Here is a 17,873-nt window from a genome sequence, read left to right on the forward strand (position 1 = left end):
CAATATTCAATATGAGCATTCGTCCACTAGATGGCATTACAGTGATTGCTTTAGAGCATGTCATTGCAGCTCCTTTTTGCACAAGACAATTAGCTGATCTTGGAGCTCGTATTATCAAAATCGAGCGCCCAGGCGATGGCGACTTTGCAAGAGGCTATGACACTCAAGTTGAAGGACTCTCCTCTCACTTTGTTTGGGTGAATCGATCCAAAGAAAGCATTACCCTTGACCTGAAACAAGACTCTGCTTTAGCGGTGCTAAAAAGCTTACTCAAAACAGCTGATGTATTTATTCAAAATCTAGCGCCAGGTGCAGCAGCTCGTATGGGCCTCACTCCAGAAGCGCTCCAAAAAGAAAATCCCGGCCTGATTCTTTGTGCGATTTCTGGTTACGGTAATGATGGCCCTTATCGCGACAAAAAGGCATATGACCTGTTAATTCAGAGTGAAGCAGGATTCCTCTCTATTACGGGCACCCCCGAAACCCCAAGTAAAGCAGGAAACTCTATTGCTGATATCGCGGCTGGCATGTACGCCTATACCAATATTTTGGCCGCCCTCTTACAAAGAGGCAAAACAGGCAAAGGCACAGTGATTGATATCTCCATGCTAGAGGCCTTGAGTGAATGGATGAGTTTTCCAATGTATTACGCCTATAAAGGCGCCAATCCACCATCTAGAAATGGTGCATCACATGCCACCATTTACCCCTATGGCCCTTTTAAAGCTGGGGATGGAAAGACAGTAATGCTTGGCCTACAAAACGAGCGTGAGTGGGTACAGTTTTGCGAAATAGTTTTACAAAATCCAGATCTAGCAAAAGACGAGCGCTTCGACAAAAACTATAAACGTAATGAGAAGCGCGCTGAATTATTGGAGATAATTAATGCATGTTTTCAAAAACTCACTGTGGAACAAGTAATCGCCAGATTAGATAAAGCGCATATTGCTAATGCACGACTTAATGACATGGAAGGCCTTTGGAAGCATGAACAACTGAAGGCTCGTCAACGTTGGGCTGAAATAGGAACTCCAGCGGGCAAGATACCAGCCCTTTTACCTCCTGGTCTAAATGATAGCTACGACTATCGAATGGATCCCATTCCTGCGGTTGGTGAGCATACCGAATCCATTCTCAAAGAACTCGGTATGAGTGATGATGAGATCGCACACATGCGTGCAAACGGAGCCATTTAAAGAAGCGGCGAAGCCAGATGTGCTGCGTTCTCAAGGTAGTGATGCCAACGTGGACGCTTTGCCCAAACCTTAGGATCAACCAAATCGGATTGTTGCAGATAGGTTTTGATGAGCTTTTCAAGCTTGGCACAGAAATCTTCGTTATACACAATAAGGCTGATCTCGAAATTCAAACGTAAGCTGCGCTGATCAAAATTTACCGATCCAAAAATTGCAATACGTTTATCAATTAGCAAACTCTTGGTGTGCAATAAACCCCCATGAAACTCTGCGATTTGAACGCCTGCGCCCATGAGGTCAGAATAAAAACTCTTGCTACTCCAAGCCACTAGCGTGGAATCATTTAATTTTGGAACGATCAAGGTAACCTTAACCCCCCTGCCAGCAGCAGCCATTAAAGCCTGGATCAAGCCATCATCCGGACCAAAATAAGGAGTGGTGATTGTGAGCTCTTGGCGCGCATCCATGATGGATGAAAGCAATACTTGATACAAAATATCATCTCGATAAACTGGACCAGATGAGAATTCTTGCGCCAATGCCGCACCCTCATGCGGAGATACGGGAGGCTCACGATCATTAAAATGCTTGATTCTAGGATTATCGACACTCCAGTCAAACGCAAAGGTAAGCTCAAACTGAGCCGCTACAGGGCCTTCAATTCTGACCATCGCATCGACCCATTCACCAACGCCTGAATCTTGCTTAAAGGTGCGCGGATCAACCATGTTCATACTGCCAGTCCACACAACGACACCATCAATCACAAATATCTTGCGATGCAATCTCAAATCTGCTCGTCGGAATTGAAATCGTCCAAACTGAATCGGCAAAGCTTCCGTCACCTGAATGCCAGCACTTCGAAAACGGGCCGGCCATTGCGACTTAAACCAATCTTTACTACCCAGTGAATCCAGCAGAACACGGCATGCTACACCGCGCTTGGCAGCAGAGATTAATGCTTCACCTACCTTGTCCGCATCTCCACCTAAAGCCCAGATATAAAACTCAAGGTGTAGACTTTTTTTAGCCCGCTGAATCTCATCAATAAATAATTGCAATATTTTTAAAGATTCTGTGTGCAACTCGATTTTATTTCCCGCAACAACAGGTGATCCATTACGGGACTCCGCAAGTAGACTGAGTGCTTGCCCCTCAAATGGTAATTTTTTTCGATCTACCAAGTGTTGTTGGCGCATTTCTTGAGTAATCTTTTCATACTCATGATTCATGCGAACAATTTTGCGGGTTAACTTGCGACCAACAGGGCGCTCGCCTATCAAAATATAAAGAGAAATACCAATGAGTGGCACCAAAATAACAATGAGGAACCAAGCAAAGGCAACTCCTACAGGTCTTCTAGCCGAGATGAGATAAACGCCAAATAAAACAACAATGCTGGCATGTAAGACTGGGATCCAGATTAATGAAAAACCAAAAACCGATCCAAAGATATATGACAGTATGTTCATTCCAATTCCAGTTCAGCAGCAATACCTAGATGATCCGATAACTTAAGCCATTCATGCAAAATTTCTCCTGAATGAATTTTAAGTCCACGCACATAAATTCGATCCATCGGCAAAATCGGCTTCATACTCGGGAATGTTCTTGCAGGAGCGCCCGTTAGCACTTCAAAAACCTCATTAAATCCTGCATCGCGCATCGGAAACCCTACTCGATTACGCCAGTCATTGAAGTCACCCGCCACAATGGTCGGCGCACCATCGGTCAATTCTTCGATATAACGAATAATTTCTGCAGTCTGTCGCGCTCTACCTCGCTCAAATAAAGCTAAGTGCACACAAAAGCAATGGATAGCCGGTCCAAGTTCATCAAATTGAATCATGCTATGCAATAAACCGCGTCTTTCAAAACGATATGCAGAAATATCGTAGTTATTTCCTTTGAATAATGGACGTTTAGAGAGAATTGCATTGCCGTGATGGCCATCAGGGTACTCGACATTTTTTCCATAATGCCAGTCATGCCAAAAATCCTCTGACAAAAAATTGGTTAATTCTGTCATTGGCCACTGAGCAAAGCGACGAATTCTTCCACGATGCTCTTGCTGCAATTCCTGCAAGAACAAAATATCGGGATGATGGCTGCGCATTTTTTGACGCAGTTGATGGATTGTTGAATGACGATGCAAGGGAGATAAGCCCTTGTGAACATTCATGCTCATCACTGTAAAGCGGGTTCCTTTAGCTGGACTCACTAAGACTGTCCCGCAGCATTTTGGCGCCGTATGCGCGCCATATAAATTTCACTTTCAACGAGATCCTGGCATTGCATGCATTTATTGCAAATCGAAGCTTGCTCCCTCAGCTCATCAATAGAACTAATCGGGTTAGCGTCTAAATACTCACGCAATTCAATATCAAAGACCTCATTACAGAGGCAAACTATTTCAGCCATAAGTTCTAAATAAGGGAATTCAGTCTCATTTCAGTCATTTTGCCATTGGCTTGATAGAATCAAGCGCATGTTCACCGCCTTTCATGATGCTTTCACACTACTAGCACGCCTCGATAGCGGTGTCATTGGCATTGTCTTGGTTTCTCTTCAGGTTAGTTTAAGCGCCCTTCTATTTGGCGCACTCATCGGGGTACCAATCGGAGCCCTGCTAGCTACCGAGGAATTTAAGGGCAAAAAGGCGATTATCGTGACCCTCAACACGCTCATGGGGGTTCCCACGGTTATTGTCGGGGTGGTGGTGTATCTAATGCTTTCCCGCTCAGGCCCCCTGGGAGCCTGGGGATGGCTTTTTACTGCAAAGGGTATGACCCTTGCTCAAACCTTGCTAACCACCCCCTTAATTGCTGCCCTTAGCCGACAAATCCTTGAAGACTCCTGGAAGATTCATCGGGACTCATTTTTAAGCCTTCGCCTACCGCTATTTTCTCGTTATAAGTGGCTTATTTGGGATTGCCGTTTTTCATTAACAATCGCTATTTTGGCTGGTCTTGCCAGAGCAATATCTGAAGTCGGCGCAGTCATGATTGTGGGTGGCAATATTGATCACTCCACCAGAACGATGACTACCGCTATCGCCCTAGAAACTAGTAAGGGTGATTTGCCGCTAGCCTTGGCATTAGGAATCATCCTATTAACCATTGTTCTTCTAGCCAATTTATTTACTTTTGCCGTGCGCCAGATAGTGGAGCGTCGTTATGGTTAATCACAAGGAACAGTTTGGGCGATTCATCGAGCTCAAAGATATTACCGTCGCAAGGAATGGTCGCACCATTTTGAATATTCCACATGCTCTCATCCCAGCAGATCGAATTACGGCCTGCATTGGGCCCAACGGGGCTGGAAAAACTACTCTACTAAAGCTACTCGCCGGACTCATTCAACCTGATACTGGCACCGTTCAATTTTCATTTGCTAGCAAAACCGCTTTAGTACTTCACCATAACCCAATGATCAAGGCATCAGCGCGCACTAACATCAGCTTAGCAAAAGAGGTTGATGCCACCATTACCGATCAAGCTATTGATGTCGCTTTGAAGCAGATTGGACTCAGCGAATTAGCACAAAATCCTGCACATAAGCTCTCAGCGGGCGAACGTCAAAAACTCTGCCTTGCTAGGGCTATGTTACAAAAACCAAATTTGCTACTACTAGATGAGCCAACGGCAAATCTTGACCCTAGCTCCACCGATCAAGTAGAGGGGATGATTCGCAAATTTAATATTGAAGGCGCGGATGTTCTCTTCTCCTCCCACCAACTTGCACAAGTACAAAGGTTGGCTCAATACATTCTCTTTATCGATCAAGGTGAGATAAAAGAAAAGGGACCCTCTGGCCCCTTCTTTTCAAATCCGCAAACTACTTCGGCTAAACGCTACTTACATCAAGAATTAATTCTTGAATAATCCTCGAATAACTATTTCGCTGCTGGCGTAGCAGCAACAGGCGCTACAAAAGGTGGAGGAGCAACACAGGCTGCTGGAGCAGGAGTCCCAGCAACCCTAAATCGATCAGCTACTCGATTTTGCGCCTGACACAGTTGATACGCAGAGACTTTATCTCCATAAGCAGCTTTCGCCTTGGTCAAGGCCGCAGCTTCAGCTTGCTCTGGCGTTAATGGAGGCAAAGCAGCAAAAGCTGTTGCGCCAACCAATGCACCGAATGCAAAAGCAATGATTTTTTTCATAGCCTATCCTTATTTATTCACCTTGTTATACCAAAGCTCATGATGCTCCTTAGCCCAAGTAGCATCCACGTAACCAGTTTTCATGCCGTCGATTGAACCTTGCGAGCCAATCGTACCAATGTAGATGTGCCCCATTGCCATCGCAGTCATCAAAATTGCTGCACTACTGTGAATAATATTGGCGATTTGCATCGTGCCACGGGTATATTCAATACTCATAAACGGAACGATCATATCAAGCACAAATCCAGACGCTGAGATTACCAAACCTAAGAAAGTCATCCCGAACCAGAACCAGAATTTCTCTCCAAAATTAAAGAAGCCTGCTGGAATATGTTTGCCAGAGAAAATGCCACCGAAACCCATAATCCAATCGACATCTCCTTTGCTAGGTATATTTTTATGAGCAAAGAGTAAAAAGAAGATCACGATACAGATCGTAAATAACGGGCCAGTAAAGTTATGGATATTCTTGCAAAGCGCTAAAAATGATCCATAAGCCACCCCACCCATCAATGGCATTGCAAAATACTTGCCATAGAGAATTAAGAGGCCCGTAAACGCAAGCGCCAAGAAGCTAAATGCCATCAGCCAATGCACAAGACGATCAAAAGCACTAAATCGCTTAATTTTTACGCCTGACAATGGCTCATGCAATTTCATTGGACCTTTTAAGGTGTAGGTTGCAATAATTCCAAAGAATGCAATCGCTAATAACCAACCACCATATACAGTAATGACCCCATTACGAATCAGGCGCCACTCTTGACCTGAACGCTGAATCAGAACACTCGACTCCTTGTCTGGAATGCTGACGTAGTTATAGGGATCGCTATTAGCTGTTGTAAAGATAGATGGGTTTGCGGGTTGTGATTGCGCTTGAGTTCCGCTCGCTAAAGCATTTGGATTTGCAGGCACCGAGGATGGCGGGATATCCACACCACTTGGTGATGGCAATGGCGCCATCGGCGCACGTTCCGCAAAGGCAACACCGCTAACCACCGTGAGCGATAAACCTAAAGTCACCACCAAAGTGCCTAGTAATTTAGAAAATGATCGTTTCATAAAAAATGTCCTTGAACGTTATCGACGTTATCGTTTTATTTATTGTTTTCTGATGATCACTTAATACGACTGTATTCGTTTTGACCTTGAGTACGCTTATCAATCGACTCAGTCCAGCTAGCTTGATTGCCGGGCGTCCAGCCTTTTGTCACGAAACCATTATTAGCGCCCATATATGGAGCAACATCGGGGCGCTTGGCTGCCTTAGCGGCAATCTCAGGCGGCTCGGAACAAGCAGTCAATAGTCCAGCAGCAATACAAAGACCTAGGATTTTGTAATAGGCTTTCATTATTTAGCTCCCGGAATTTTTGCTGCAGGCGTTGGAGTTGGTGCTGGCGTATCTGGACCACCGTAAGCAGTAGTCCAACCAAATGCTTTAGAGCCAGGATATTTGCCATTCTTCTCGCGAGTCTTCACGCGATTATTGAAAATATCGGTGATCACATCACTATCGCCACCAATCAATGCTTTGGTAGAACACATTTCAGCACACAAAGGTAACTTACCTTCTGCCAAACGGTTGCGGCCATACTTTTCAAACTCTGCAACACTTCCATTCTCTTCTGGTCCACCACTACAGAATGTGCACTTATCCATTTTGCTACGAGAACCAAAGGCGCCCTTACTTAAGAACTGAGGCGCACCAAATGGACAGGCAAATGAACAGTAGCCACAGCCGATGCAAATATCTTTGTCATGGAGCACCACGCCTTCATCGGTGCGGTAGAAACAATCCACTGGACAAACCGCCATACAAGGCGCATCGGTACAGTGCATACAAGCTACTGATACTGACTTTTCTTGTCCAATGATGCCGTCATTTACTGTGACCACGCGTCGTCTATTGACGCCCCAAGGCACTTCATTGTCATTCTTACATGCAGTAACACAGCCATTGCACTCAATACAACGCTCTGTATCGCAGATAAATTTCATTCTTGCCATTGTGTTCTCCTGACTCTATCTTTTAACTTAGGCAAATTTTTCGATTTGGCACATGGTTGTTTTGGTCTCTTGCATCATCGTGACCTGGTCATAACCATACGTAGTAGCAGTATTCACAGCCTCACCCAATACAACAGGGGCAGCACCTTCTGGGTAATACTTACGCAGATCATTTCCTTGCCACCAACCAGCAAAGTGGAATGGGACCCATGCAGTTCCTTGATCAACACGCTGCGTTACGAGTGCACGCACTTTGATCTTGGCGCCTGTTGGAGACTTAACCCATACATAATCCCAGTTCTTAATGCCACGATCAGCAGCAGCCTTAGGATTGATCTCCACAAAGTTCTCTTGTTGAAGCTCTGCAAGCCATGGATTTGAACGAGTCTCGTCACCACCACCCTCATACTCAACTAAACGACCTGAGGTCAGGATGATTGGGAACTTCTCATATAACTTCTGGTTCAAGTTTTGATCTTGAACAGTCTTATAGAGAGTTGGCAAGCGCCAGAAGTTCTTCTTATCCGCTGAAGTAGGATACTTGCGCATCATTGCCGCATTAGTACTGTAAAGCGCCTCACGGTGAATTGGAACTGGATCTGGGAAGTTCCAAACCACTGCGCGCGCTTTGGCATTTCCAAAAGGATGGCAACCATTTTTCATGACAACCCGCTGAATACCGCCAGACAAGTCTGTTTTCCAGTTCTTACCTTCGGCTAATTTCTTCTCGTCTTCGGTTAATTGATCCCACCAGCCCAACTTCTTAACTAAGACATGGTCAAACTCTGGGTAACCAGTCGTAATCGCGGAACCTTTGGAATATGAACCATCAGCAGCCAATAAGCTCACGCCATCACGCTCAACACCAAAGTTAGCGCGGAAATTGCCACCACCTTCCATCACGCTCTTGCTAGTGTCATAGAGGTTTGGAGAGCCTGGGTGCTTGATTGCGGCAGTACCATAGCAAGGCCATGGCAATCCGTAGTAATCACCAGTTGTATCGTATCCAGTAACTGGGTCAACTCCACCACGAGACTTCAGAGTCCTTGGATCAAAAACACCAACCATTCGCATGTGTGCTTTCAAGCGCTCTGGTGTTTGACCGGTGTATCCAATTGTCCAAACTGAGCGATTGATCTCGCGCAAGATATCTTCAATTTGCGGCTCTCTCCATTGCTTACCAGCAAACTTGGAATTGAGCATCTTGTAGTTCTTAGACAACTCTTCACCAAAACCTAAACGATCAGCAAAGGCTTGCATGATCACATGATCAGGCACGGATTCAAATAAAGGATCAATTACTTTTTCACGCCACTGCAGAGAACGGTTTGATGCAGTTGCTGATCCCACTGTTTCAAATTGCGTCGCGGCTGGCAATAAGTAAACATTGCGATTCTTATTAACGGTATCCCCTTCTGCTGCAGGCATTGCTGCCATCGCAGCAGTTGCACTTGGATATGGATCAACCACCACCAATAAATCCAACTTGTTCATCGCGCGCTTCATATCCAAACCACGAGTTTGCGAGTTAGGCGCATGACCCCAGAAGAAAACACCCTTCACATTTGTCTGCTGATCAATCATGTCATTCTTCTCGAGAACGGCATCAACCCAGCGTGAAACGGTGGTACCAGATTTTTCCATCATGTCTGGGGCGTAACGACCTTTGATCCAGTCATAGTCAACACCCCAAACTGTTGCATAGTGCTTCCATGAACCCGCGGCCAAACCGTAGTAACCAGGCAATGAGTCAGGATTAGGTCCTACGTCTGTTGCGCCCTGCACGTTATCGTGACCACGGAAGATGTTTGTACCGCCACCAGATTTACCAACGTTACCTAAAGCTAATTGCAAGATACAAGATGCACGCACCATGGAATTACCGATAGTGTGTTGAGTTTGTCCCATACACCAGACAATCGTGCTTGGACGATTCTTTGCCATGGTTTCGGCAACTTTATACATTTGTGCTTCAGGAACACCACAAGCCTCTTCTACAGCGGCAGGGGTCCACTTCTCCATAACCTCTTTACGAATTTCTTCCATTCCATAAACGCGGTCATTGATGTACTTCTTATCTTCCCAGCCATTTTTAAAGATGTGATAAAGCACACCAAACAAGAATGGAATATCTGTACCAGAGCGAATGCGTACATACTGATCAGACTTTGCCGCAGTCCGGGTGTAACGTGGATCAACCACAATTACCTTGCAACCATTTTCCTTAGCATGCAATAAGCTCAACATCGATACAGGGTGAGCTTCCGCAGCATTGGAACCAATATACAAAGCAGCTTTGGCATTCATCATGTCGTTATAGCTGTTTGTCATGGCGCCGTAGCCCCAAGTATTTGCTACACCAGCAACCGTAGTTGAGTGGCAGATACGAGCCTGGTGATCTGTATTGTTTGTTCCAAAGAAAGAGACCCACTTACGTAGTAAGTAGGCCTGTTCATTGTTATGCTTTGAAGATCCAATAAAGAACATTGCATCTGGTGAGTACTTCTCACGAATGCCCTTCATCTGAGCAGTAATTTCAGTAAGTGCTTGGTCCCATGAGATGCGCTGGTACTTACCATCCACCAACTTCATTGGATAACGCAAGCGGTAGTCACCGTGACCATGTTCACGAAGTGCCGCGCCCTTGGCACAATGAGCACCCATGTTAATTGGGGAATCAAAAACCGGATCTTGACGAACCCACACACCATTCTCAACTGTCGCATCTACTGCGCAGCCCACTGAACAGTGAGTGCAAATGGAGCGCTTAACCTCAATCTTGCCCTTGCCGTCCAACATAGCTTTACTTGGCTCGGCTGCAGCTTTTTGCACCAGACTTAATTGACTAGCAGCAATACCTGCACCAACTCCGATTCCGGAACGCTTTAAAAAGGTTCGACGATCCATCGTTGGCACGGCTGCCTTGAGACCGCGAGACAAGCTACCAATTAAACGAGATGTAGATCGACTGCTTTGTGGTGTATTGGATTTACGAGTCAGACTCATGTTTGATCCCTAAGAAATTTTTATCTGCAGAAAATAATTAACGTTTACAAAACCATTGAGTTAAATCAGGGTGCTTGCGTAATATTTGCGCATATGCTCAGTTATGGTTTTGGTCTCCTCCGTAACTTTTGCGCCACCTGCTAGTTCTTGAGTAATTGCTTTACCAACAGATGTTTGGGAAGCCACTGCGACAGTGCCTACTGCTGCGCCTGCACCAATAAAGAACATTCGACGAGAAGTTTTTGGTTGTTCGCTTGAGGCAACTTTAGTTTTAGTGCTCATGGCATGCTCCTTTGTAATTTTTCTTGATTGCAATCAAGTTTAATCACTTATTGCACTTTTGACATATTAGTTTCAAAAATAGTGGGTAAGGCTTTCCCCATATTGCAGCGCAGCATTAAATCATGTCAAAACTTTGGCCTTCGATATCTAGAAATTCTCTAGTCAGAATGGCAACTGGATGGTAAAGATGCATCTCGGGAAGATCTTGTATTGCATCGCACAATTCCCCATACCAAGGACGAATATGTTCGTTGAAAAAAACCCTTTGATTTGTAAGGTTAGATATTTCGACGTCATCCCCCGCAATCAAGTAGCGCATGACTTCGCATAGCGCAGAAATATGATCTTCGGTTTCGGTCACCTCTTCAGCGGCCTCAAGCCCAAACTCTTCAAGTGCCTTGCGAATATTGACCAAAGGCCTTTCATTGAGATGACCGGCCATATAAAACGACCCATTTAAAACAATGTTTGGCTTGCCCACACTAATAAAGTTCAAGTCAAACTCATCATGCCAAGCTTTTGCAGAGTTATTCTTCGCCACCTCAACCACATCCATCCATGCTTTGGCTAGTGGGGCATCATTAGATGCATCTTGCTGATCAGCGGTTGCGGCAATTTGATCTAAAAATTCTTGATCTGGCGGAAGATGAAAAAAGCGCGCAATCAATCCATAGAGATCGGCTCGCGCCAAATCCTCTGGTAACCCAACATCACCAACTTCAGTTGTTAATGGCTTATTTACCTTTTGCGCACTCTGATCCGTCATAACTCTTTCTTAACCATATCGACTACGCGGCAATCGCCGCACATTTTTAAGCGATCCATCGCTGCGCCGCTAAATGCGCTATGCGCACCTAGTTTTGCCAGCATGAGGTCAACCATTTTTGCAGTTCCAAATGGTTTACCACAGCTAATGCAATGAAAAGCCTGGGTCTCATTTAGGGTTTGCTTTTGTTTACGCTGTTCCACACTCTGTAAGCGCGGATCCAAGGTCAATGCGCTCTCGGGACATGTTTGCACACAGATGCCACATTGAACACACTGCTTTTCAATAAAGGAGAGTATTGGCTCATCAACGTTATCAAGAAGCGCACCCTCTGGGCAACTACCAACGCATGACATGCACAAGGTACACGCATCTCGATTAATCTTTAACCCACCTAATAAAGAATTTTTGGGGAGAGATGCGCCCGCCTCAGGCAAACGTGTCTTTGCCTGTTTTTGCAAATACTCTAAAACCGCCTCCAAAGTTTCTCTCTTTTGGTTAGATAAACCGAAACTAGCCGGAGAACAGATTGGCTTTAATGAGCCACGCTGACGCAGATCGCCCATTGCTTTGGATATTGGAGACAAATCTTCTTGCGAATCAGTCAATAACAATTGAATACGATCATCAAATCCATAGGCATTCAAAATAGCATTAGCGAGTTTCACTTGATTGGTTAGCGCTTCACGATAAGCAGGATCTTCATCGCCACTTAGCAACAAAATCACCTCTGCAAAACCATAAGAGAGTGCACCAAGCCACAACTCTAAACCCGTTGAAGCAATGTGTTCGATGCCGTAAGGCACTACAAAGGCAGGCAGACCCTCAAACCGTTTTGGCAAGACATGAGCAGACCGACCTAAGCTTTGAATCAGTTGGCCGCCTACTTTATGGTTGTGCAATAGCAAACTCGGGCTTAATTCCAAGTTGAATTTGGTAGCTTCAGCATTAAATACGCTAGCAATTGTTTTTAATTCTTTTCCTTGATGAGGCACGCTTGGATAGTTGTAGCGCATCGCACCAGACGGACAAACCGTAGAACAAGCACCGCAACCCATACAAAGATTCGGATTCACCTCTACGGCCCCTTGACCATTCTTAAATAGCGATCCGATTGCCCCTGTAGAGCAGACATCAATACAAGCACTGCAACCTACTTTGCCATTACGGCCATGCGCGCATATTTTTTCGTTGTATGCAAAATATTTGGGCTTTTCAAATTCACCAACCATCTCAAGCAATTGATTCATGATCAAAGCCTGGTCTAAAGGGTCGCTGCCAGTTGCGAAATAACCTTGTGGCGTTTGGCTCATACGCATCGCAGGACTTGAGCGTAGATCCAATATCAAATCAAACTCTGAACTACGCTCAATCTCTTGGCGATCAAATGATATTGCGCCAATACTTGCGCAAGCCGTTACGCATGATCGATGTGCCTTGCATTTATTTAGATCAATTTGAAATGAAAGATCAATCGCATTTTCTGGGCATACGTCAAGACATGCTCCACAGCGAATGCACATCTCCAAATCGATAGGGTTTCTTATATCCCAACTCACTGAAAAATTACCGAGATATCCATCTAACTTGGTCACTACACCACTGTAGATAGGGTAATCACGCGCTAATGGCAGCTCGCCTGGCTCAGTACAGAGCACGGAGACATCCAAAGCAGTTTGGAGTTTTTCTGCCCAAGGTATTGCCTGGTCACCAGAGCCTATGATTAGCAATCTACCCTGACTTTCATAATTCACAACTGGCACAGCTTCCGCTTCTGGCATTTCACTTAAAGCCAACAAGGCGGCAATCTTGGGTCCAGATGTTTTCGCCTCTTGAGTCCATCCAGCCACTTCTCGAATATTGACGAACTTCAAAGGAGCAATTAACGGCTTTTCAGATTGGGCTGCTAACTCACTAAATAAAGAAGCCTCTTGCGTGCAAGCGACCACAATGGAATCAGAATCGTTCAAGCCCTTGAGGAAAGAGCCAACCTCTTGCCTACATAAAGACTGGTGCATGGTCACGCCCAACGCCTTAGCATCTAGAGGCATCGTGCCGTTGCAATTACATACAAATTTTTGGGCCATTAACAACCTTCTAGGTTTTTTTCTGCTCTAACTTTGATAAGGGGCCGCTTGAATCTTTTTGGTCCTTTATCAACTCATTTGTCGACGCGTCAGCCCCCTGAATACTAGTGGATGTTAAATCAGTTTTAAATTCTGCCTCCAAAGTCTGATTTTCTGTATTTGACAAAGTGTCTGATGGTTCTGTATCAGCCCTATCCTTTACGATCGCTTCTGACTTTTTGCGGAATAGATTCAGCATGTCACTCTGCACCATGCGCTCCAACATGCCCGTTGGCAGTGGATCAGGCTTTGAATAATCATCAATATAAATGTCTAAACCATCCATCACGTTAAAGTGTGGGTCAGTAAACATTTTCTTTAAAGCGGCCTGCTGCACAGCAGGATCTACATCTGGCTTCATAAAAGCAGAAAAATCTGGGGCGAATCGATCGATTTTTTTTACATCCTCAAAAGTCACTGGTGGTGAACTTTGATCACCCAATTTATTGTGATCTGCAGAACTATTGTCTGCGATTGGCGAAGTGACTTGTTTCGATTCAGGCTGCTGAGGAACTTCATCTTCTTTTTCTTTGCCAGCCTTACGACGCGACCATCGACTGAGAAAACCTTCCGTCATCTTTCCTCCGCAGGGCGTTGTGCACCCTTGAATGAGGCAGGTTTATGGCGTTTTTTAGGTTCAGGTCGATAGTGCTCATCAACATATTCTTGTAACCATGCTGCATGCTCCTGACTCATCGGCACCGTATCAACAGACTCCCCGCCATCTAATAAACGCGCAGCCTCGTTATAACTGACGCAAATTCGGTGAGGAACAGCAATAGCGGTATCAGCCTTAGCTAGCTGCAGAGATGCTGCATCAATATATCGATCAATATCTTCTTCTAAACGCCACATTACAAACCAACAAGGCTTAGTAGCTGAAGTATTCAGGTAATAGCCCTCTGCCTCATCCTGATACAGGTTGAGCTCAAATCCCGTAAACAACCAGGTTTCACCTTCAGAGTCTTGCCCATGGAATCTTCCTGTAACAGAATTCGGTGATTGGCTTGCGTATTGCTCAAAATCAGGCAACACCTCTAGCGGTACCCAGCGGTGCGAGACCCATGGATTATCTATTTTTTGTTTACACATGAGCACCGCAAAGCGCATAGTAATTTAACTTTTTATGTGTTTTGAACAACAATGTTGGGGAACTTGCTACTCATATCCTTTGAGAGTGCAGCAACTCTGATCGCAACTCTTCTGGCGATGTTTTTGTAAATCGCACTGATAGCTCCATCAGGATCCGCAATCACAGTAGGTCTACCCGCGTCAGCTTGCTCGCGAATCGATAGATTGAGAGGCAAAGCACCTAAGAACTCTACTCCGTAGTCTTTACACATTTTTTCGCCGCCACCAGTGCCAAATACATGTTCTTCATGACCGCAACTCGGACAAACATAAGTGCTCATATTTTCAATAATGCCAACGATAGGTACCCCTACCTTCTCAAACATCTTAAGGCCCTTACGTGCGTCAAGTAATGCGATGTCTTGAGGCGTAGTCACAATCACAGAGCCGGTGACAGGCACCTTTTGGGAGAGTGTTAATTGAATATCACCCGTACCCGGGGGCATATCAACTACTAAATAGTCGAGGTCACGCCAACGTGTTTGGCGCAGTAATTGTTCTAATGCTGAAGTCACCATAGGACCGCGCCAAACCATCGGCGCATCATCATCAATCAAAAAGCCAATCGAGCTAGCTTGCAAGCCATGCCCTTCTATTGGCTCAATCGTGTTTTCTTCAAGAGAATCTGGTCTACCAGTAATGCCCAGCATCATAGGCTGACTTGGTCCATAAATATCTGCATCCAGTATTCCAACTTGTGCGCCCTCAGCGGCAAGAGCCAATGCTAAGTTAACTGCAGTAGTTGATTTGCCAACACCACCTTTACCGCTTGCTACAGCAATAATATTTTTAACGCCAGGCAATAACTTAACTCCTCGCTGAACGGCATGCGCAACAATTTGGCTAGTGACGTTCACGCTAACGTTTTTGACACCAGGTAAATTACGCAAAGAATTAATTGCCGCTTTTCGAATAGCATCAAATTGACTTTTTGCTGGATAACCTAAAACAATATCGAGTGAGATGTCACCATCTTCCACCTTGAGATTCTTGATATTTTTAGCGGTGACAAAATCGACGTTTGTATTCGGATCGATCAAACTCTTTAATACACCTTGAACCGCTTCAACAGTAACTGACACTACTTTCTCCCATGGCGAGCAACCCCTAGAATGCATCGCGGAGTTGTAAAAAATATTGAATTAATTAGAAGTAGATTAACCGCACCAGCAAAAAATTGCTTGAAATGAGATCGGGCGATCTTGCGAGGCTAGATTAAAAGATGATTAAGCTGAGGTAATACACCAGCATGGACATTAAGGCGGTAGCGGGAATGGTGAAAATCCATGCCCACACAATGTTTCCGGCCACACCCCAGCGGACCGCGCTAGCTCTTTGGGTAGAGCCTACGCCCACAATAGCCCCAGTAATTGTGTGGGTAGTTGAAACTGGAACGCCCAAAGCTGTAGCGGCAAAAAGAGTAATTGCGCCACCAGTCTCAGCACAAAAACCACCAACTGGTTTGAGCTTTGTGAGTTTTTGACCCATGGTCTTCACAATTCGCCAACCACCAAACATGGTGCCTAAAGCGATAGCGATGTAACAGCAAATAATTGTCCAGGTAGGCGGCATGGTGCCACCCGCTTCTGCGTAGCCAGTAATAATCAGCAATAACCAAATAATGCCAATGGTCTTTTGCGCATCATTACCGCCATGACCCAAGCTGTATGCGCCCGCCGAGAGTAATTGCAAGCGACGAAACCAGCGATCTGTCTTCGCAAGAGTGGCATGTCTGCAAACCCATGAAACCAAGAGCATTGTCAATGAGCCCAAGAGAAAACCAACTAGCGGAGAAATAAAAATAAACGCGACTGTCTTAAAGATCCCAGCCCAAACTAAACCAGAAAAACCTGCTTTTGGAAGAGCTGCGCCAACAAGACCGCCAATCAAGGCATGTGATGAGCTGGATGGAATGCCGTAATACCAAGTAATCACATTCCAAACAATTGCACCCACCAAAGCACCAAAGATGACATGCAAATCCACCGCCGATGGATGGACGATACCCTTACCTACAGTAGCAGCAACACTGAGGTGAAAAATAAAGATTGCTAGGAAATTGAAGAAGGCAGCAAAGACGACCGCTTGCTGCGGCTTTAAAACACCTGTGGAGACAACGGTCGCAATAGAGTTCGCCGCATCATGAAATCCATTCATGAAGTCGAAGCCAAGCGCCAGTATTACTAAAAGCGCTACTACCCAAAAAGCTACTTCTGTCGCTGGCAACTTATTTCGCCTTAAGAATTTTCAAGAACAATGCCTTCAACTAAATTGGCAACGTCTTCACATTTATCGGTCACTTCTTCGAGCAATTCGTAAATACGTTGGCATTTAATCAGCTCGCGAACCTCGATATCTTCACGGAACAATCTAGTAATAGCAGTGGATAAAAGACGATCAGCTCCAGACTCTAAATGATCAATTTCATCGCAAGTCTTCAATGCAGCTTTCGCAACTTCTGGATCAGATATATCTTTAAGCGTACCTACGGCATTCCTCATGCTGATGCAGCACTGATTACACAGTTCAGCCATTTGCAACATTTCTGGTGTCATTTGCTTTACATCGTAAAGATGCATAGCTTCTGTGCCGTTTTGCAATAGGTCGGCCACGTCATCCATCGTATTAATCAGTGAGAAGATTTGATCGCGATCGATTGGCGTAATAAATGTTTTGTGCAGGCGACGGTGCACCTCTTTCACAACATCATCACAAGCATGCTCAGCCTTATCAACTTCTTGCGTGTACTTTGCACGCAAAGCTTCATCGCCGTAATGCTCAACAAACTTCAAAAAAGATTCAGAAGCGGCAACAATATTTCCAGCGTGCTCATTGAACAATTCGAAAAAATTACCATCGTGAGGCATTAACTTACTGAAGAACATAAATCACGATCCTTTAGGAACAAAAACTACGGGTTTTGTTAGGTTTTGCGACATTCTAAACAAAAGCTTATTGAACAACTGGAAAGCCAGCATCTGTTATAAGCTGAGCAGCTTTTTCGACGGTAAGGCTGGTTTCTAATGTCACCGTTTGAGTTGCTAAATCAGCTTGTACTTTGGCGGCAGGATCCTCAGACTGCACCGCTCGGGTCACCGCATTAATACAGCCCCCACAGGTCATTCCGGATACCTTTAAATTCAACATATCAACCTTTATGAAGTAAATTCACCTGCTATCAGGTAGATTA

General features: G+C 45.0%; 20 protein-coding genes. 3 read left to right on the forward strand and 17 right to left on the reverse strand.

Annotated features, from left to right (window positions below; genetic code table 11):
- Positions 1–11: 11 nt before the first annotated feature.
- Positions 12–1,196, forward strand: a complete 1,185-nt coding sequence (locus NHB34_RS06870) for a CaiB/BaiF CoA-transferase family protein (RefSeq protein WP_353426903.1) — start codon at positions 12–14, stop codon at positions 1,194–1,196.
- Here NHB34_RS06870 and cls read toward each other — a convergent pair.
- From cls to NHB34_RS06885, 3 genes are read right to left on the reverse strand one after another with little or no spacing between them, the layout of a single operon-like run.
- The gene (gene cls, locus NHB34_RS06875) at positions 1,193–2,668 is read right to left on the reverse strand and encodes a cardiolipin synthase (RefSeq protein WP_353426904.1); all 1,476 of its coding nucleotides are present in this window, start codon (positions 2,666–2,668) and stop codon (positions 1,193–1,195) included. The two genes, NHB34_RS06870 and cls, sit on opposite strands and share 4 nt — an antisense overlap.
- Positions 2,665–3,417 carry an endonuclease/exonuclease/phosphatase family protein gene (locus tag NHB34_RS06880; protein WP_353426905.1) on the reverse strand — a complete coding sequence of 251 codons (753 nt, stop codon included), beginning with the start codon at positions 3,415–3,417 and terminating at the stop codon, positions 2,665–2,667. Before NHB34_RS06880 ends, cls begins: the two co-directional genes overlap by 4 nt.
- Positions 3,417–3,617: a hypothetical protein gene (locus NHB34_RS06885; RefSeq protein ID WP_353426906.1), complete on the reverse strand. Its 201-nt coding sequence runs from the start codon at positions 3,615–3,617 to the stop codon at positions 3,417–3,419. Before NHB34_RS06885 ends, NHB34_RS06880 begins: the two co-directional genes overlap by 1 nt.
- A gap of 67 nt (positions 3,618–3,684) precedes the next feature.
- On the opposite strand from NHB34_RS06885, the gene NHB34_RS06890 reads away from it, so the two are divergent.
- Together NHB34_RS06890 and NHB34_RS06895 are read left to right on the forward strand one after the other, a co-directional pair.
- Positions 3,685–4,380: an ABC transporter permease gene (locus NHB34_RS06890; RefSeq protein ID WP_353426907.1), complete on the forward strand. Its 696-nt coding sequence runs from the start codon at positions 3,685–3,687 to the stop codon at positions 4,378–4,380.
- Positions 4,373–5,080, forward strand: coding sequence for an ATP-binding cassette domain-containing protein (locus tag NHB34_RS06895; protein WP_353426908.1), 708 nt, complete (start codon positions 4,373–4,375; stop codon positions 5,078–5,080). Before NHB34_RS06890 ends, NHB34_RS06895 begins: the two co-directional genes overlap by 8 nt.
- A gap of 11 nt (positions 5,081–5,091) precedes the next feature.
- Here the strand turns inward: NHB34_RS06895 and NHB34_RS06900 are convergent, their stop codons facing one another.
- The 14 genes from NHB34_RS06900 to NHB34_RS06965 form a co-directional block, all read right to left on the reverse strand.
- Positions 5,092–5,361, reverse strand: a complete 270-nt coding sequence (locus NHB34_RS06900) for a hypothetical protein (protein WP_353426909.1) — start codon at positions 5,359–5,361, stop codon at positions 5,092–5,094.
- 9 nt (positions 5,362–5,370) lie between these two features.
- A complete protein-coding gene (locus NHB34_RS06905) occupies positions 5,371–6,426 on the reverse strand; it encodes a formate dehydrogenase subunit gamma (RefSeq protein ID WP_353426910.1) in 1,056 nt (351 codons plus the stop codon).
- Between the two features lie 56 nt (positions 6,427–6,482).
- Positions 6,483–6,716: a hypothetical protein gene (locus NHB34_RS06910; protein WP_353426911.1), complete on the reverse strand. Its 234-nt coding sequence runs from the start codon at positions 6,714–6,716 to the stop codon at positions 6,483–6,485.
- Positions 6,716–7,372, reverse strand: a complete 657-nt coding sequence (gene fdh3B / locus NHB34_RS06915; protein WP_215315677.1) for a formate dehydrogenase FDH3 subunit beta — start codon at positions 7,370–7,372, stop codon at positions 6,716–6,718. The genes NHB34_RS06910 and fdh3B overlap by 1 nt, the downstream gene beginning before the upstream one ends.
- Before the next feature lie 27 nt (positions 7,373–7,399).
- Entirely contained in the window at positions 7,400–10,378 is a 2,979-nt protein-coding gene (locus NHB34_RS06920; RefSeq protein WP_353426912.1) for a formate dehydrogenase subunit alpha, read from the reverse strand.
- 60 nt (positions 10,379–10,438) lie between these two features.
- Complete coding sequence (locus tag NHB34_RS06925; protein ID WP_353426913.1) at positions 10,439–10,660, reverse strand: hypothetical protein; 222 nt, start codon at positions 10,658–10,660, stop codon at positions 10,439–10,441.
- A 115-nt stretch (positions 10,661–10,775) separates the two neighbouring features.
- Entirely contained in the window at positions 10,776–11,426 is a 651-nt protein-coding gene (locus tag NHB34_RS06930; protein WP_353426914.1) for a molecular chaperone TorD family protein, read from the reverse strand.
- Positions 11,423–13,513 carry a 4Fe-4S binding protein gene (locus NHB34_RS06935; RefSeq protein ID WP_353426915.1) on the reverse strand — a complete coding sequence of 697 codons (2,091 nt, stop codon included), beginning with the start codon at positions 13,511–13,513 and terminating at the stop codon, positions 11,423–11,425. Before NHB34_RS06935 ends, NHB34_RS06930 begins: the two co-directional genes overlap by 4 nt.
- Positions 13,514–13,523: 10 nt before the next feature.
- Positions 13,524–14,129 carry a DUF3306 domain-containing protein gene (locus tag NHB34_RS06940; RefSeq protein ID WP_353426916.1) on the reverse strand — a complete coding sequence of 202 codons (606 nt, stop codon included), beginning with the start codon at positions 14,127–14,129 and terminating at the stop codon, positions 13,524–13,526.
- On the reverse strand, positions 14,126–14,644 hold the full coding sequence (locus tag NHB34_RS06945) for a DUF3305 domain-containing protein (RefSeq protein ID WP_353426917.1): 519 nt from the start codon (positions 14,642–14,644) through the stop codon (positions 14,126–14,128). Before NHB34_RS06945 ends, NHB34_RS06940 begins: the two co-directional genes overlap by 4 nt.
- A gap of 32 nt (positions 14,645–14,676) precedes the next feature.
- Complete coding sequence (apbC, locus tag NHB34_RS06950) at positions 14,677–15,765, reverse strand: iron-sulfur cluster carrier protein ApbC (protein WP_353426918.1); 1,089 nt, start codon at positions 15,763–15,765, stop codon at positions 14,677–14,679.
- Between the two features lie 133 nt (positions 15,766–15,898).
- Positions 15,899–16,909 (reverse strand): inorganic phosphate transporter, encoded by a 1,011-nt coding sequence (locus tag NHB34_RS06955; RefSeq protein ID WP_353426919.1) that lies wholly within the window; start codon positions 16,907–16,909, stop codon positions 15,899–15,901.
- A gap of 11 nt (positions 16,910–16,920) precedes the next feature.
- Positions 16,921–17,568 (reverse strand): DUF47 family protein, encoded by a 648-nt coding sequence (locus tag NHB34_RS06960; RefSeq protein WP_353426920.1) that lies wholly within the window; start codon positions 17,566–17,568, stop codon positions 16,921–16,923.
- 67 nt (positions 17,569–17,635) lie between these two features.
- Positions 17,636–17,830 carry a heavy-metal-associated domain-containing protein gene (locus NHB34_RS06965; RefSeq protein ID WP_353426922.1) on the reverse strand — a complete coding sequence of 65 codons (195 nt, stop codon included), beginning with the start codon at positions 17,828–17,830 and terminating at the stop codon, positions 17,636–17,638.
- Positions 17,831–17,873 lie beyond the last annotated feature (43 nt).

Origin of the sequence: Polynucleobacter sp. MWH-UH19D, assembly GCF_040409795.1 — a bacterium.
GTDB lineage: Bacteria > Pseudomonadota > Gammaproteobacteria > Burkholderiales > Burkholderiaceae > Polynucleobacter.

What these genes read in the sequence shown, in the direction of transcription:
- NHB34_RS06870 (WP_353426903.1), top strand. Translation starts at nt 12, where the DNA reads ATGAGCATTCGTCCACTAGATGGCATTACAGTGATTGCTTTAGAGCAT.
- cls (WP_353426904.1), bottom strand. Translation starts at nt 2,668, where the DNA reads ATGAACATACTGTCATATATCTTTGGATCGGTTTTTGGTTTTTCATTA.
- NHB34_RS06885 (WP_353426906.1), bottom strand. Translation starts at nt 3,617, where the DNA reads ATGGCTGAAATAGTTTGCCTCTGTAATGAGGTCTTTGATATTGAATTG.
- NHB34_RS06890 (WP_353426907.1), top strand. Translation starts at nt 3,685, where the DNA reads ATGTTCACCGCCTTTCATGATGCTTTCACACTACTAGCACGCCTCGAT.
- NHB34_RS06895 (WP_353426908.1), top strand. Translation starts at nt 4,373, where the DNA reads ATGGTTAATCACAAGGAACAGTTTGGGCGATTCATCGAGCTCAAAGAT.
- NHB34_RS06900 (WP_353426909.1), bottom strand. Translation starts at nt 5,361, where the DNA reads ATGAAAAAAATCATTGCTTTTGCATTCGGTGCATTGGTTGGCGCAACA.
- NHB34_RS06905 (WP_353426910.1), bottom strand. Translation starts at nt 6,426, where the DNA reads ATGAAACGATCATTTTCTAAATTACTAGGCACTTTGGTGGTGACTTTA.
- NHB34_RS06910 (WP_353426911.1), bottom strand. Translation starts at nt 6,716, where the DNA reads ATGAAAGCCTATTACAAAATCCTAGGTCTTTGTATTGCTGCTGGACTA.
- fdh3B (WP_215315677.1), bottom strand. Translation starts at nt 7,372, where the DNA reads ATGGCAAGAATGAAATTTATCTGCGATACAGAGCGTTGTATTGAGTGC.
- NHB34_RS06920 (WP_353426912.1), bottom strand. Translation starts at nt 10,378, where the DNA reads ATGAGTCTGACTCGTAAATCCAATACACCACAAAGCAGTCGATCTACA.
- NHB34_RS06925 (WP_353426913.1), bottom strand. Translation starts at nt 10,660, where the DNA reads ATGAGCACTAAAACTAAAGTTGCCTCAAGCGAACAACCAAAAACTTCT.
- NHB34_RS06930 (WP_353426914.1), bottom strand. Translation starts at nt 11,426, where the DNA reads ATGACGGATCAGAGTGCGCAAAAGGTAAATAAGCCATTAACAACTGAA.
- NHB34_RS06935 (WP_353426915.1), bottom strand. Translation starts at nt 13,513, where the DNA reads ATGGCCCAAAAATTTGTATGTAATTGCAACGGCACGATGCCTCTAGAT.
- NHB34_RS06940 (WP_353426916.1), bottom strand. Translation starts at nt 14,129, where the DNA reads ATGACGGAAGGTTTTCTCAGTCGATGGTCGCGTCGTAAGGCTGGCAAA.
- NHB34_RS06945 (WP_353426917.1), bottom strand. Translation starts at nt 14,644, where the DNA reads ATGTGTAAACAAAAAATAGATAATCCATGGGTCTCGCACCGCTGGGTA.
- NHB34_RS06960 (WP_353426920.1), bottom strand. Translation starts at nt 17,568, where the DNA reads ATGTTCTTCAGTAAGTTAATGCCTCACGATGGTAATTTTTTCGAATTG.
- NHB34_RS06965 (WP_353426922.1), bottom strand. Translation starts at nt 17,830, where the DNA reads ATGTTGAATTTAAAGGTATCCGGAATGACCTGTGGGGGCTGTATTAAT.